At 71.0% G+C, this 14895-nt stretch carries 13 protein-coding genes, 1 tRNA gene and 1 pseudogene; 9 read left to right on the forward strand and 6 right to left on the reverse strand.

From position 1 onward, the window contains the following. The first annotated feature begins 272 nt into the window (after nt 1–272). The 6 genes from ispD (at nt 273) to NLX86_RS24345 (ending at nt 6428) form a co-directional block, all read left to right on the forward strand. Complete coding sequence (gene ispD, locus NLX86_RS24320) at nt 273–1028, forward strand: 2-C-methyl-D-erythritol 4-phosphate cytidylyltransferase (protein WP_254373899.1); 756 nt, start codon at nt 273–275, stop codon at nt 1026–1028. After that, on the forward strand, nt 1018–1527 hold the full coding sequence (gene ispF, locus NLX86_RS24325) for a 2-C-methyl-D-erythritol 2,4-cyclodiphosphate synthase (RefSeq protein WP_254373900.1): 510 nt from the start codon (nt 1018–1020) through the stop codon (nt 1525–1527). Before ispD ends, ispF begins: the two co-directional genes overlap by 11 nt. Nucleotides 1528–1643: 116 nt before the next feature. Next, entirely contained in the window at nt 1644–2048 is a 405-nt protein-coding gene (locus tag NLX86_RS24330; RefSeq protein ID WP_254373901.1) for a PPOX class F420-dependent oxidoreductase, read from the forward strand. Nucleotides 2049–2151: 103 nt separating this feature from the next. Then, nucleotides 2152–3555: a cysteine--tRNA ligase gene (cysS, locus tag NLX86_RS24335; RefSeq protein ID WP_254373902.1), complete on the forward strand. Its 1404-nt coding sequence runs from the start codon at nt 2152–2154 to the stop codon at nt 3553–3555. Nucleotides 3556–3639: 84 nt separating this feature from the next. Further along, nucleotides 3640–4596: a 23S rRNA (guanosine(2251)-2'-O)-methyltransferase RlmB gene (rlmB, locus tag NLX86_RS24340; RefSeq protein WP_254373903.1), complete on the forward strand. Its 957-nt coding sequence runs from the start codon at nt 3640–3642 to the stop codon at nt 4594–4596. A gap of 206 nt (nt 4597–4802) precedes the next feature. Further along, complete coding sequence (locus NLX86_RS24345; protein WP_254373904.1) at nt 4803–6428, forward strand: DoxX family membrane protein; 1626 nt, start codon at nt 4803–4805, stop codon at nt 6426–6428. A gap of 143 nt (nt 6429–6571) precedes the next feature. On the opposite strand, the gene NLX86_RS24350 is transcribed toward NLX86_RS24345, so the two are convergent. The 3 genes from NLX86_RS24350 to NLX86_RS24360 all read right to left on the reverse strand — a co-directional run bounded on the left by NLX86_RS24350 (nt 6572) and on the right by NLX86_RS24360 (nt 9159). After that, nucleotides 6572–7336, reverse strand: a complete 765-nt coding sequence (locus tag NLX86_RS24350) for a nucleotidyltransferase family protein (protein WP_254373905.1) — start codon at nt 7334–7336, stop codon at nt 6572–6574. A gap of 61 nt (nt 7337–7397) precedes the next feature. Continuing rightward, nucleotides 7398–7808: a hypothetical protein gene (locus NLX86_RS24355; protein WP_254373906.1), complete on the reverse strand. Its 411-nt coding sequence runs from the start codon at nt 7806–7808 to the stop codon at nt 7398–7400. A gap of 214 nt (nt 7809–8022) precedes the next feature. Beyond that, nucleotides 8023–9159 (reverse strand): ABC transporter ATP-binding protein, encoded by a 1137-nt coding sequence (locus NLX86_RS24360; protein ID WP_254373907.1) that lies wholly within the window; start codon nt 9157–9159, stop codon nt 8023–8025. Between the two features lie 197 nt (nt 9160–9356). On the opposite strand from NLX86_RS24360, the gene NLX86_RS24365 reads away from it, so the two are divergent. After that, nucleotides 9357–9430, forward strand: a tRNA-Thr gene (locus NLX86_RS24365). A 383-nt stretch (nt 9431–9813) separates the two neighbouring features. On the opposite strand, the gene NLX86_RS24370 is transcribed toward NLX86_RS24365, so the two are convergent. After that, nucleotides 9814–10077, reverse strand: a complete 264-nt coding sequence (locus tag NLX86_RS24370) for a hypothetical protein (protein WP_254373908.1) — start codon at nt 10075–10077, stop codon at nt 9814–9816. Nucleotides 10078–10262: 185 nt separating this feature from the next. Between NLX86_RS24370 and NLX86_RS24375 the strand changes: the two genes are divergently transcribed. Next, the gene (locus NLX86_RS24375) at nt 10263–11807 is read left to right on the forward strand and encodes a SpoIIE family protein phosphatase (RefSeq protein ID WP_254373909.1); all 1545 of its coding nucleotides are present in this window, start codon (nt 10263–10265) and stop codon (nt 11805–11807) included. On the opposite strand, the pseudogene NLX86_RS24380 reads toward NLX86_RS24375, so the two are convergent. Both NLX86_RS24380 and NLX86_RS24385 read right to left on the reverse strand, forming a co-directional pair. Then, a pseudogene (locus NLX86_RS24380) lies at nt 11734–11981 on the reverse strand (VOC family protein); the annotation flags it as partial. The gene NLX86_RS24375 and the pseudogene NLX86_RS24380 overlap by 74 nt on opposite strands. 2 nt (nt 11982–11983) lie before the next feature. Continuing rightward, nucleotides 11984–12328 (reverse strand): hypothetical protein, encoded by a 345-nt coding sequence (locus NLX86_RS24385; protein ID WP_254373910.1) that lies wholly within the window; start codon nt 12326–12328, stop codon nt 11984–11986. 348 nt (nt 12329–12676) lie between these two features. Here NLX86_RS24385 and NLX86_RS24390 point away from each other — a divergent pair, with 348 nt between their 5' ends. Then, nucleotides 12677–14782, forward strand: coding sequence for a restriction endonuclease (locus NLX86_RS24390; RefSeq protein ID WP_254373911.1), 2106 nt, complete (start codon nt 12677–12679; stop codon nt 14780–14782). Nucleotides 14783–14895: the final 113 nt, after the last annotated feature.

Consider the following 14895-nt stretch of genomic DNA (forward strand, 5'->3'; position numbering starts at 1 on the left):
AAAGCCGCTGTGTCTGCAGAACCGCTTTGTCCGCAAGACCGCTCTGTCCCCACAACCGCGCGGCCGCCGAAACTCACGCTTTCCCCTGTCGGTGTGCCGGACCCGGGCGCCGACTTGACCAGTCGTCACGGAAGGGGCCGGTCAGGGCGTCGCGCCCGGCACTCCCCCAGCCTTCGGCCGGGGGTACCCCCAGGCCATACCCACGTCGGCCGTTGGCACAAACCTGGCCGCGCCAATTCCGGGGCCGAGCCCCCGGACTCCCGGAGCTACGGATGTCTGACGAATCGCGCCCCGCCCGCCCGTCCCGCACCGCCGCGGTGATCCCCGCCGCAGGCCGCGGCGTACGGCTCGGCCCCGGCGCCCCCAAGGCGCTGCGCGCGCTGAGCGGTACACCCATGCTGATCCACGCCGTACGGGCGATGGCCAACTCCCGGGCCGTCTCCCTGGTCGTCGTGGTCGCTCCGCCGGACGGCGCCGCCGAGGTCAAGAACCTGCTCGACGACCACGCCCTGCCCGACCGCACCGACTTCCTGGTCGTCCCGGGCGGCGACACCCGCCAGCAGTCGGTGCGCCTCGGCCTCGAAGCCCTTCCGGAGGACATCACCACCGTGCTGGTGCACGATGCGGCCCGCCCGCTCGTCCCCGTCGACACCGTCGACGCCGTGATCGAGGCGGTACGGGACGGCGCGCCGGCAGTCGTGCCCGCGCTGCCGCTGGCCGACACCGTCAAGGAGGTCGAGCCGCAGCCCAGCGGCGAGCCCGAGCCGGTCGTCGCCACCCCCGATCGGGCCAGGCTCCGCGCCGTACAGACTCCGCAGGGCTTCGACCGGGACACCCTGGTGCGCGCCCACGAGGCGATCGCGGTGGACGGCGAGGGTGCCACCGACGACGCCGGCATGGTCGAGCGGCTCGGCGTCCCCGTGGTGATCGTCCAGGGCCACGAGGAGGCCTTCAAGGTGACCCGGCCGCTGGACCTCGTCCTCGCCGAAGCCGTACTCGCACGCAGGAGGGCCAGCGATGGCTTCTGACCCCGGTACGCCAGTGCTGCCACTGCTGCCTCAGGTCGGCATCGGTACGGACATCCACGCCTTCGAGGAGGGCCGCGAGCTGTGGTGCGCGGGCCTGCTCTGGGAGGGCGAGGGCCCGGGCCTCGCGGGACACTCCGACGCCGACGTGGTCGCCCACGCGGCGTGCAACGCGCTGTTCTCCGCCGCCGGGCTGGGGGACCTCGGCGCGCACTTCGGCACCGGACGCCCGGAGTGGTCCGGCGCCTCGGGTCTCACCCTGCTCACCGAGGCCGCCCGTATCGTCCGGGACGCCGGTTTCACGATCGGCAATGTGGCCGTCCAGGTGGTCGGCCTCCGGCCCAAGATCGGCAAGCGCCGCGAGGAGGCGCAGAAGATCCTCTCCGAGGCCGTCGGCGCCCCGGTCGCCGTCTCCGCCGCCACCAGCGACGGCCTCGGCTTCACCGGCCGTGGCGAGGGACTGGCCGCCATCGCGACGGCACTGGTGGTCCGGACCGGCTGACGCGCGGCATGCTGACGCGCGGTATATGGGCGAATGCCGCGGGTGCCCGGTCGGCTGCGGCAGCATCGGGTACTCGTACAGCAGTCAAGCATCCGCGCACACGAGGGAAGGCCTCCATGGCAGCCGCACTCTCCGACCAGCTTCAGCAGCTCCTCGACAGCCCCGTCTTCGTCCAGATCGCCACCATCCAGCCGGACGGCAGCCCTCAGGTGTCCCCTGTCTGGGTGAAGCGGGACGGCGACGACCTGCTGTTCTCGACGACCATCGGGCGCCGCAAGGAGAAGAACCTGCGCCGGGACCCGCGGGTGACCGTGCTCGTACAGCCGGCCGAGTCGCCGTACACGTACGCCGAGATCCGCGGTACCGCCAGCCTCACCACCGACGGCGCCCCGGAGCTGATCGAAGAGCTCTCCGTCAAGTACACGGGCAAGCCCTACGCCGACTTCAACCCCGCGTCGAAGGACGACGACCCCCGCGTGGTCGTCCGGATCACCCCGCGGAAGATCGTCGGCTCCCTGTAGGGGAGCCCGTAGCACACGCCGGTACACCGCTTCGGCAACAAAGTGCCCCCCGTGGCCCAAAAGGGTCCCGGGGCACTGCTGTGGGCCCACTACCCTGGATGCCGTGACTATTCGCCTGTACGACACCAGCGCCCGGCAGATCCGTGACTTCGCCCCGCTCACACCGGGCTGTGTCTCGATCTACCTCTGTGGCGCGACCGTGCAGGCAGCACCGCACATCGGGCACATCAGGTCGGGCCTCAACTTCGACATCATGCGCCGATGGTTCGAGTACCGCGGCTACGACGTGACGTTCATCCGCAATGTCACCGACATCGACGACAAGATCATCGCCAAGTCGGCCGACCAGGGCCGCCCCTGGTGGTCCATCGGGTACGAGAACGAGCGCGCCTTCAACGCCGGTTACGACGCCCTCGGCTGCCTCCCGCCCACCTACGAACCGCGCGCCACCGGCCACATCCCCGAGATGGTCGAGATGATGCGCGGCCTCATCGAGCGCGGCCACGCGTACGAGGCCGACGGCAACGTCTACTTCGACGTCCGCTCCTTGCCGGGCTACCTCGAGCTCTCCAACCAGGACCTGGACGACTTGCGCCAGCCGTCCGGCGAGGGCGAGACCGGCAAGCGCGACGCCCGTGACTTCGCCATGTGGAAGGCCAGCAAGCCCGGCGAACCGAGCTGGGAGACCCCCTGGGGCCGCGGCCGGCCCGGCTGGCACCTGGAGTGCTCCGCCATGGCGCACAAGTACCTCGGTGCGGCCTTCGACATCCACGGTGGCGGGATCGACCTGATCTTCCCGCACCACGAGAACGAGATCGCCCAGGCCAAGGCGTTCGGCGACGCCTTCGCCAATTTCTGGGTGCACAACCACTGGGTCACCATGAGCGGCGAGAAGATGAGCAAGTCGCTCGGCAACTCGGTACTCGTCTCCGAGATGGTCAAGCAGTGGCGTCCCATCGTCCTGCGCTACTACCTCGGCACCCCGCACTACCGCTCCACCATCGAGTACAGCGAGGAAGCCCTGCGCGAGGCCGAGTCCGCCTTCGCGCGCATCGAGGGCTTCATCCAGCGCGTCGTCGAGAAGGCGGGGGGAGAGGTCGACCCCGCGCCCGAGGTGCCGCCGGCGTTCGCCGAGGCGATGGATGACGACCTGGGGGTGCCGCAGGCGCTCGCGATCGTCCACACCACCGTGCGCCAGGGCAACTCCGCGCTCGCGGCCGACGACAAGGAAGCGGCTGTCGCGCGGCTGGCCGAGGTACGGGCCATGCTCGCCGTCCTCGGCCTCGACCCGCTCGACGACCACTGGTCGGGCGGTGGCTCCGACCGCGGCGAGGATCTCCACGGGGTCGTCGACACGCTCGTACGGCTGGTGCTCGACCAGCGGCAGGCCGCGCGGGACCGCAAGGACTGGGCCACGGCGGACGCGATCCGCGACCAGCTGCAGCAGTCGGGGCTCGTCATCGAGGACAGCCCGACCGGGCCGCGCTGGACACTCGGGCCCCGCTGAGGGCCGCCGGATTGTGCCGCTCGGGCCTCCGGGCGGCACACTCGTAATACGTACATACTTCTGAAGCGATGAAACAGGTAGGTCATGGCCGGGAACAGCCAGCGCAGGAACCGCCGCACGTCCAACAAGAAGGGCATGCAGGTCGGCAGCGGCGGTAACCGGCGTCGTGCCCTCGAAGGCAAGGGCCCGACTCCGCCCGCCTCCGCCCGCAAGGGCCACGTCAGGAACCGCGTCGCCAACGCCAAGGCCAAGCAGGCCGCGGCCCGCCGCCCCGCGCCCCGGCGCGGCGGCGCCAAGGGCACGTCCGAGATGGTCGTCGGCCGTAACCCGGTCTTCGAGGCGCTGCGCGACGGCGTTCCGGCGACGACGCTCTATGTCCAGCAGTTCATCGACAACGACGAGCGGGTCCGCGAGGCGCTCGCGCTCGCGACGGCACGCGGCAACATCCACCTGATGGAGGCGCCGCGGCCCGAGCTCGACCGGATGACGAACGGGCTCAACCACCAGGGGCTGGTGCTCCAGGTCCCGCCGTACGAGTACGCGCACCCCGAGGACCTCGCCTCGGGCGCCTTCGACGACGGTGAGGACCCGCTGATCGTCGCTCTCGACGGTGTCACCGACCCGCGCAACCTCGGCGCGGTCGTCCGCTCCGTCTCCGCCTTCGGCGGGCACGGGGTCGTCGTGCCCGAGCGCCGCGCGGCCGGCATGACGGCGGGCGCGTGGAAGACGTCCGCGGGGACGGCGGCCCGTACGCCGGTGGCGCGGGCGACGAACCTGACGCGCGCGCTGGAGGGCTACCAGAAGGCCGGCATCACGGTCGTCGGCCTGTCGGCGGACGGCGACCACGAGGTCGGCGACCTCGAGGAGCTCGGCGGCCCGGTCGTCATCGTCGTCGGCAGCGAGGGCAAGGGCCTGTCCCGCCTGGTCGGCGAGACCTGCGACTTCCTGGTGCGCATCCCGATGCCGGGTGGCGCGGAGTCCCTGAACGCGGGCGTCGCGGCGGGTGTGGTCCTGTACGAGGCGGCCAGGCGCCGCGGCTGAGCCTCCCGGCGGGGGTGCGGGGCTCGTCCCGGGATGCGGGCTCGTCCCGGGTGCGGGTCGGTGGTGGCCGCGCCCGCCTGCGGGCGCCGGTTCAGTGCGGTGCTCGGCAGACGTGGCACCCTCCCTCTACCACACTGGGCGGTTTGTCGGGTCTCGGACAGATCTCGTCGTCAAGGCAGTGTCCTAAACACTCGTCACTCGGTTAGATGAGTGTGGACACCAGAACACCCCGGTTCGACGACCAGCCCGCGCCGCTGAGCATGGTCAAGGTGCCGTGCGATCCCGCACAGGTCATCGTCAACCACGCCAGCTTCCGCGTGCAGCTCGCCACCGGCCCGAAGCCGCGCCTCGCGCCGCGGCTCGCGGGGGCCGGGGCCGACACGTCCAGGGTCCCCGCCATGAGCGGCGCCGCCGGGCGGCGCCGGGCGCCCGTCGTGTGGAGCGGCAAATCCGCGCCGGGCGACCCCGGGGCGACCGGGCTGCTGCAAGCCGTGCGGGACGCCGGACGGCGCGGATTCGACGGCGGTAGCTTCGATGGCGGTGGCTTCGACGGGGGCGGCTTCGACGGGGGCGCCACCCAGGTCATCCCGCGGATCGAGCTGGACGAGGACACCCGGCCGACGCCGACCGTCGTCGGGCCGCGCAACCACGACTCCCAGACGCAGCTGCTGCCCCACGTGCGTACGGCAGTCGGCGCGTACGACGAAGTCCCGGACGCGGGCGGTGACTTCGGCCACGCCGGCGAGTTCGCAGCGGCCGGCGCGGACGGGCCCGGCGCCCGTCGGCACGGCGCGGACCCAGTGCGGCACGCCTACTACCCCGGCCGGCGGATGAACCTCGGCGTCGTGCTGCTGCCGCTGCGCGTCTTCCTCGGTTTCATCTCGATCTACGCCGGCATGGGCAAGCTCTGCGACCCCGTCTACTTCGACGGCGGTGAACGCGGCTCCATGGTCAAGTGGCTCCAGTCGCTGCACCCTTGGGCGCTCGCGGAGCCGCTGCGCGACTTCGCCCTGTCCCACCCCGTGGGCGCGGGCCTGACTGTCGCGTTCCTTCAGGTCGTCGTAGGCGTGCTGACCGTACTCGGACTGTGGCAGCGGTTCGCGGCCTGCTTCGGGGCGGTGCTCTCCGCCGCGCTGCTGATGACGGTGACCTGGAAGACCGTACCGGCGTACGACGCGCCCGACATCATCTACCTCGCCGCCTGGAGCCCGCTGATCATCGCGGGCGCGCCCGTCTACTCGGTCGACGGACGGCTCGCGGGCGAGGCCTGGCGCCGGCTCGGGCCGCGCTCCGAACTCTGGGAGCTGCGGCGCCGGGTACTGCGCCGCGGTGGGGTCATGGCGGCGGTCGTCGTCGGGCTCACGCTGCTCGTCGGCTCCGTACTGGGCGGGGCCGTGCGCTCCGCGACCGTGGTCACGGTGCCCGGCCCCGGTGGCGCGCCGAGCAACCACCTCCCGGGCTCGCCGCTGCCGCAGAAGTCCAAGGACAAGGACCGCTCCTCGCGGGCGCCCGGCAAGTCCGCCTCGCCGTCCGCCGAGCACTCCGCCGGCCCCACGGCCGACAAGCCGACGCCGGAGGAAGTACGGGAGACCGGCAGCGTCGGCGCGGAACAGCCCACCGAGACGCAGGGCACGGGCCGGCAGCAGCCCCGCGAGTCGGCTCCCCAGCAGCCCCCGGCCGGCTCCTCGGGCCCGTCGTCCTCGGGCGGCACCGACGGCGGCGGCGGTGGCGGGAACGGCGGCGGGAGCGGCGGCTCGGGCGGCGGTAACGGCGGCTCCGGCGGCGGATCGGGCGAGGAGCCCGGCCGTCTGGTCGGCGGCCTGCTCGGCTGACCCGTACGTGCCCTTACGTACCGCTTACGTACCGCTTACGTACCGCCTACGGCGGAAGAGGGGCCCGGCGCGCATCCCCCGCGCGCCGGGCCCCTCTTCCGCACCTGCGCTGTACCGCTGTACGCGCAGCGCCGCTGTACCGCTTACGGACGTGTCTGCGTCGCGAGTTCCCTCGCCGCCTCCGTCAGGTCCTTCGCGGTGTCGATGGCCCGCCAGTACGCGCCCTGGGGCAGCGGGAAGCCGGCCAGCCGGCGCTCGCGCGCCAGACGCGGGAACGTGGTGCGCTCGTGGTCGCCCCGGTCGGGCAGGAGCGAGGCGAACTCAGGAGAGAAGACGTACACGCCCGCGTTGATCAGATAGGGCGAGGGCGGCGACTCGATGAAGTCCAGGACATGGCCGAACTCGTTGGTCTCCACCGCGCCCCACGGGATCCGCGGGCGGGCCAGCGCGAGTGTGGCGATGGCCGCGCGCTCCTGGTGGAAGGCGGCCATCTCGCGGAGCGAGAAGCGCGTCCAGATGTCGCCATTGGTGGCGTACCAGGGGCGGTCGGCGTGCGGGAGGTGCGCGGCGGCGTACTTGAGGCCGCCGCCGCGGCCCAGCGGCTCCTTCTCGACCACGGTGGTGACGCGGAGCGGCAGATCGGCCGACTCCAGCCAGTCCTGGAGGACTTCGGCGAGATGGCCGCAGGAGACCACGGCGTCCGTCACACCTTCGGAGGCCAGCCAGGCAAGCTGATGGCCGATGATCGGCACCCCTGTTCCGGGGATCTCGACCATCGGCTTCGGCCGGTCATCGGTGTACGGGCGCAGGCGCGAACCCTGGCCGCCCGCCAGGACCACGGCCTGGGTGGGCTCTGCTGCGTTCAGGGGCGCGCCCGCGGAGGAGTCGCCGGAGGTGTCTGCCGTCATGCGCGCAGCCTATGCGGCGCGCATGACGGGCAGGTGAAGCGGTGGGGACGGCGGCCGGCGCTCAGCCGGCGTGCATCACGCCCGAGGCGAAGGACGTGTCGCAGACGGGGCGGGAGAAGGACTGGGCGCGGGCGGGTCCGTAGTGGCTCACGGCGGCACGGCCGAGCGCGCGGGCGATCGACATGCAGTCCTTGGCGAGCGACGGCCGGCGGTCGACCTCCAGCTGGAGGTGCGTCAGCGCGATTCCGGGATCCTTCTCCTGGAGCTCGGTGAGGAGCTGGTCACGCAGGACGTCCTGCGGGGCGCGGGACTTGGCGCGTACGGAGACGTTCTCGGCGGACGCGGTGAGGATCGTCGACTGGGAGTTGTCCGCCCAGGGGACCAAGGTGACCGCGAGCGTTCCGGAGAGGACCAGGACGACGGGCAGGACCAGGGCGAGAGTTCGGCCGATACGGCGGGCTGTGTGGGTCACGCAGGCGAGCGTAGCGGTCGGTGATGATTTGGCGACATTTAGTCACTCGGTCGAGGGATGGTTCGACGCGGCTTTTCGAATCGCGTGTTGACGTACAGGATTCGAATTGACCGTTATGCCGGGGTATTTGTCGACAGTATGGACGGAACGCCGCGGCCCCGCACCGCCGCCCGAAGGCGGAAGTGCGGGGCCGCGCAAGCAAGATCGCCCGCTGTCAGTCGCTGAGGCGCTCACCGGTGGAGGTCGAGAAGACGTGGGTCTCACCCGGGCGCGGGACGACGTGCAGCACGGCGCCCTTTTCCGGCACCTGGCGGCCGTTGACCCGGACCACGAGGTCCTTCTGCTCGCCGTTGACCTCGGCGGTGCCGTAGACGTAACCGTCGGCGCCCAGCTCCTCGACGACGTTCACGGTCACGGCCAGACCGGCCGGGGCGTCCTCGGTGTCCTTGGAGAGGGACTTCGCGGCGCTGCCGTCCAGCTCGACCACGTCGAAGTGCTCGGGGCGGACACCGACCGTCACCGTGCGGTCGCCCTTGTCCGCCGCGGCGGACAGTGCCTCACGGTTGACCGGGACCACGCTGTTGCCGAACTTCACGCCGCCGTCGGTGATCGGGACCTCGACCAGGTTCATGGCCGGGGAGCCGATGAAGCCGGCCACGAAGAGGTTCGCCGGACGGTCGTACATGTTGCGCGGCGAGTCGACCTGCTGGAGCAGCCCGTCCTTCAGTACAGCCACGCGGTCGCCCATGGTCATGGCCTCGACCTGGTCGTGGGTGACGTACACCGTGGTGATGCCGAGGCGGCGCTGCAGCGACGCGATCTGCGTACGGGTCGAGACGCGGAGCTTGGCGTCGAGGTTCGACAGCGGCTCGTCCATGAGGAACACCTGCGGCTCACGCACGATCGCGCGGCCCATCGCAACCCGCTGGCGCTGACCGCCGGAGAGCGCCTTGGGCTTGCGGCCCAGGTAGTCGGTGAGGTCCAGGATCTTCGCCGCGTCCTCGACCTTCTGCCGGATCTCGGCCTTGTTGACGCCGGCGATCTTGAGCGCGAAGCCCATGTTGTCGGCGACGGTCATGTGCGGGTAGAGCGCGTAGTTCTGGAACACCATGGCGATGTCCCGGTCCTTGGGCGGCAGATGCGTGACGTCGCGGTCACCGATCCGGATGGATCCGGCGTTGACGTCCTCGAGGCCCGCGAGCATGCGCAGGGAGGTGGACTTGCCGCAACCGGAGGGGCCGACGAGTACGAGGAACTCGCCGTCCGCGACGTCGAGCTCGAGCTGGTCGACGGCGGGCGTGTCGCCGCCCGGGTAGATCCGGGTCGCCTTGTCGAACGAGACAGTGGCCATGGTGATGTGTCCCTTCACCGGCAGGAACGTGCCGGACGATCCGAGTAAAGGAATGAATGGGTCTAGTCCACCTGGGTGAACTCCGAGTGACGCTACCCGGCCGGTTCCGATCTGTCAGTAGCCGGCGGCCCGGCAAATCCGGGCCCGGCAAATTTTTCGAACGGGCCGGTCCGGGGGCTGGGTACACTTCTCGGGCTGCCTCCTTAGCTCAGCTGGCCAGAGCAACGCACTTGTAATGCGTAGGTCGTCGGTTCGAATCCGACAGGGGGCTCCGGGAAAGCCCAGGACTCACTCGCCGTGACCTGGGTTTTTCCTGTTCTGGACTCGGCAGGCGAGCTTGCCTGAACATCGGGTCCAGGGCTGCGTGATCGCGGGTGGCCATGTGCGCAGCGAGTGTGCAGAGGGTGGCCGAATCCTCGAGGGGCGGGGGTGCAGCCGCAGCCGTACAGCGTGCTCGCGGCCGTCTCCAGCCGGTGCGGGTCCACCTCGATCGACGGGACGTCGGCGGAGCCAAGGCGTTCGCACGCGAGCGCGGTCGAGTAGCCGGTCCCGGTGCCGATCTCCTCCAACACCGTGTCGTGGACGACGAGGTCTGGTGGTGATCACGCGCGTGTAGCCGAACAACGAGGGCTGGGGCAGGCGACGCCGTCGCCGTCAGCCGAGGCGTCCGAAGATCGCAGCCAGGCGCACGCCGGACGCGAGGAAGACGACAGTCAGCGTCGCCATGGCGGCCTTGTGTTCCCAGGTCACCTCGGTCTGCGGCATGGTCATTCCGGTGCCGACCGGGGCGGCTTCGGCCGTCGGCTCGTGGACCGGTTCGCCGCCCTCGCTCAGCACACGTACCGTTCCCATCCCGTGCTTCAGGTGGTTGCTCACCAGCCAGACGTTGACGGGGTGGGCGAACGCCAGGCCGGCCATGACGGCCAGGGAAAACGACCGCGCGAGTTCGGACGGGACCGTGGACTTCGTGATCCGCCGCGATGCCGACCGCCTGCCCGCCCCGCCCGGCGATGACCATAGTTGGGTGACGTGCGGGAGCGCCCAATAGAGGGAGAGGATGGGGGGAGCTACGCAAGCCACGCGTGGAGTGAGGAGGGCCTGGGATGTGTGCAGCCGAGCCCTTCCCGACCGGTCCTGACGCGGCGGGCGTCGTTCCGCTCGCGTCCGGTGGGCTCCTCGATGTGCTGAACGTGGCGGCCGTTCTCCTCGATACCGAGGGCAGGATCGATCTCTGGAGCCCGCAGGCCGAAAACCTGTTCGGCTACAGCGCGGATGAGGCCCTCGGCGAGTTCGCGGGCCGCCTGCTGGTCCATGAGGAGCAGCTGGAGGTCGTGCTGGGTCTGTTCGCCCAGGTCATGGAGGACGGGGTCAGCTGGGCCGGTGTGTTGCCCGTCCGGCACAAGGACGGCAGCACGCGGCTGGTGGAGTTCCGCAATATGCGGCTGCTGGACGACCAGGGCGACTACTACGCCCTGGGCCTGGCCACGGATCAGACAACGCTGCGCGAGGTCGAACGGAATCTGGCATTGTCCGCCCGACTGGTGACCCAGTCACCGATCGGACTGGGTGTACTGGACACCGACCTTCGGTACGTCCTGGTCAACCCGGCGGAGGAGCGGCTCAACGGCGTGCCGGCCGCCAAGCATGTGGGCCGGCACGTCCATGAGGTGCTGCCCTTCCTGGACGAGTCCTTCGAAGCGACGATGCGCAAGGTGCTGGCTACCGGCACCCCGGTCCTGGACCAGTACACAGTCGGCCGCACGCCGGCCGACCCGGACAACGAGCACGCCTGGTCGATCTCATTCCACCGGCTCGAAGCGCCCAACGGGAAGGTACTGGGGGTGGTGACCTCCAGCGTGGACGTCACCGAGCGGCACCGTGCCGTCCAGGAACAACGCCGCACTGTGCTCACCCTCCAGCGCAGCCTGCTCCCCCAGACCCCACCGCAGCGGCCGGGGCTGGCAGTCGCCTCCCGCTACCAGCCCGCCCAGGCAGCCAGCGAGATCGGCGGCGACTGGTTCGACGTCATCGCGCTCGGCGGCGACAAGACCGCCCTCGTCATCGGGGACGTCATGGGCAGCGGCGTCAGCGCCGCCGCCACCATGGGCCAGCTCCGCACCGCCACCCGCACCCTGGCCTACCTCGACCTCGACCCTGCCCAGGTCCTCCAGCACCTCGACCACATCACCGAGGACCTGGAGCACCACACCATCGCCACCTGCGTCTACGCCGTCTACGACCCGCTCAGCGCACAGTGCGACATCTCCCTCGCCGGCCACCTGCCCCCAGCCCTGCTCCACCTCGACGGAAAGCACGAACTGCTCGACCTGCCCACCGGGACACCGCTGGGCGTCGGCGAGGGCGCCTTCCACACCACGACACTGGCCCTGGATCCGGGCGATCAGCTAGTCCTCTACACCGATGGGCTGGTCGAACGGCGCGACCAGCCCATCGACGCATGTCTGGACACCCTGCTCGCCCTCCTGGACGACCCCCACCGCTCCCTGGACGAGACCTGCGAGCTTCTCCTGCACGCCCTGCGACACCCCGGCGACCACGACGACGTCGCGCTGCTCATCGCCCGAGTCGGTCGAACTCTTCCCGGACGATCCCGCCCGCCTTCACCAGCCGCTCGGATTCAGCCCTGATGCACGCCCACCGCTGGTCGGGGTCGCCGTGTCCCGGCACCCGGACGTCGATATGCAGTCGGTTCTTCGCCGTCTTCGGCTCGGGGACCTTGAGGATGGAGAGAGCCGGGGCCCGACGCCGTCGGGATCGCACAGCCACGCCACGTCCAGCGAGTCGGGACTGTCCGACAGGGGGCTCATCGAGAAGCCAGGTCAGGCCCCGTCTGGAGCAGGACGAAGCGCTCGTCGGTCTCCCGGTAGCCGCGGAAGAGGGTCCATCGCTGCGTGAGTGTGCTGTGGTCGTTCGCGGCGGTGATCGCGTCCTCGGTCACGATCGTGCGGTAGTCGCCCTGCCACTGGACGATCCACAGCACCTGAGCGGTGTAGAGGTGCGGTGTCGACCACACCAGGACACCGGCCAGCAGCATCAGGACGGCCTGGTGAAGCGGGGCGCGGCCGGTCAGCAACACCAGGCCGGCGAGCGCGAACAACGCGGCCACGATCCTCCGCAGCCAGGTCAGATGCCGGTACCCCTCCCGCACCCGGACCGCCGCCAGGATGTCGAGTCTGCCGGTAGCCGAGCTCGACCGTCTGCCCGGCGTGCCCGGTGTTCCGCCCCTGGTGAGGCTGCTTGGCTCTGTTCACGAGTTGTGCACTTACGGGTTGTCGCTGGCCGAGCACTGGATTGGCTGTTCGAGCACGCCTGGGAACGCGCCGAGCCCCTGGAGAGCGTCCCGTCCCAGCACCAGAACGGTCGCCCCGAACGTCAAGACTCGTGCCGCGAAACATGTGTCCCGGATCACTCAGGTCCGGGACACTTGCCTTTCCACATGTGTGGGGCATGTGAAGAGGCACGGGGTCAGCGGCCCCGGGGTTGGGGAGGCCGTCGGATGAGTCGTCGATCGAGCGGACTGATCGGGGTTTGGGCGGAGGCGCAGCGGCAGCAGCAGCGCCAGCAGGAAGCGCAGCACCGGGCCTGGGTGCGGGGCCAGCGGGAGCAGGAGCGGCAGCAGCGGGCGTACGAGCGGGACATGGCGCGCATGCACCGGGAGCAGCAGACCGCCTACAAGCAGCGGCGGGAGGCGGACGCCCGGCAGCGTACGGAGGAGCTGGACGCCAGGGTCGCCGTGCTTACGGGCCTGCTGGCCTCCGGCTGCGGGGCTCCGGCGTTCCGGACGGCCGCGCTGACGCGGGCGGAGGAGATCGAACCGTTCGCCCCCGGGCAGCTGGCTCACCCCGTACCGATGCCGGACGTGAACCGGTACCAGGCTCAGGGCGGCTGGACCGCGGGCCGGCGGGCGCAGGCGCAGCAGGAGGCGCAGGCGCGGTACCAGCAGGACTGGCACGCGGCGCAGGCGGCGGAGGCGCAGCGGGTGCAGCAGCTGGCGGCGTACCGGCGGCAGTACGACGAATGGGCGGGGGCGCAGCTGGCGGAGGTCCGGCGGCACAACGCGGGCATCGCGGGGATGGCGACCGCGCTGCGCGACGGCGAGCCGGACACGGTGGTCGAATACTTCTCGGCCGCGCTGTACGCGTCCACGGCCTGGCCGGAGGGGCTGCCGCGGCAGGTGGCGGCGGCTTTCGACCCGGCTGCGCGGCAGCTGGTGCTGAACTGGGAGCTGCCGGCCTACGACGTGGTGGCGGAGGCGAAGGCCGTGAAGTACATGGTCGGCACGGACCAGCACAAGGAGGTGGCCCGGCCGGCGGCGCAGCGCCGGGCGCTGTACCGGGATGTTCTCGCGCAGTGTGTGCTGCTCGCGCTGCGGGACCTCTTCGCCGCGGACGAGTGCGGGACGCTGGATTCGGTGGCGCTGAACGGGTTCGTCGACGACGTCGATCCGGCCACCGGGCGGCGTCAGATCGTCCTGAGCACGGTGATGGTCACCCGGGCCGCGTTCAGCGGCCTGAACCTGGCGCAGGTCAGTGCGGTGGACTGCCTGGTGGAGGGGATGCGGGGACAGTTGTCCGCGCGTCCCGACCAGCGGGTCGCGGTACGGCCCGGCCGGGTTCCGGAGGAGGTCGGGGCCGGGGTGGTCTCCCACGGGGGTGGGGCGGAGCCGGATCTGCTCGAGATGGATCCGGTGGACTTCGAAGGGCTCGTCGCCGAGCTGTTCCGGGCGCGTGGCATGCAGGCGGTGACGACTCAGCGTTCCAACGACGGCGGGGTCGATGTGGAGGCGCTCGATCCGGACCCCATCAGCGGCGGGAAGATCATTGTGCAGGTCAAGCGCTACCGGAACACGGTTCCACCGAGCGCGGTCCGTGACCTGTACGGGACGGTCCAGGGAGCGGGCGCCAACAAGGGTGTACTGGTGACGACTTCGGGTTTCGGCCCGGGGTCCTACACGTTCGCCAACGGCAAGCCGCTGACGCTGGTCTCCGGGGGTGAGCTGGTCGATCTGCTGGGCCGGTACGGGCTGCGGGGGCGGCTGGGCGGGGGCGCGGTGCCGGCGCAGCGGGGGGCCACCGCGAGCGCTGCGGGTGCGGCTGCCGCCGACGATGGGGTCGACGACGACTACAACGTGCTCGGTATGTCGTGGTCGGGCCGGGTGGCGCTGGATGTGTGCGCGCTGGTCTGCCGGGGGAGCCGGGTGCTGAGCGACGACCACTTCGTCTTCTTCAACAACCCGCGCACCCCCGACGGTTCGGTGCGCGCAATGCACGGCGGAGCCGGGGACAAGGCGGCGATCCGCGTCTCGTTCGACAGTCTCCCGGAGCGGGCCGACCGCCTCGTGCTCGTCGCGGCGGTCGACCCCGAGGTCAATCCGGACGCCGACCTGGCTGGGTTCACCGATGCCGGGATCCGGCTGCGGGATGCGGCGGGGAACGAGCTGGACCGGCTGGAAGTCTCGGACGGCCGGGCCGGCGAAACGGCTCTGGTCCTCGGGTCGTTCCGGCGCCGCGCGAACGGGGACTGGGAGTTCGTCATCGGCGGCAAGGGCTACCCGGGGGGCCTGGAAGCGCTCGTACAGGAGCACGGCATCGAGGTCGCGTAGGGCCCGGCGAGGTGGGGCCCGGCGGGGGTCGGGCCCGGCGGGGGTCGGGCCCGGCGGGTATCCAGGACGGGGGCTCCTGTAGGTCCGCCGGGCGCCATGGGGGGATGCCTGGC

The sequence above is a fragment of the Streptomyces sp. A3M-1-3 genome (assembly GCF_024213665.1).
Taxonomy (GTDB): Bacteria; Actinomycetota; Actinomycetes; order Streptomycetales; family Streptomycetaceae; genus Streptomyces.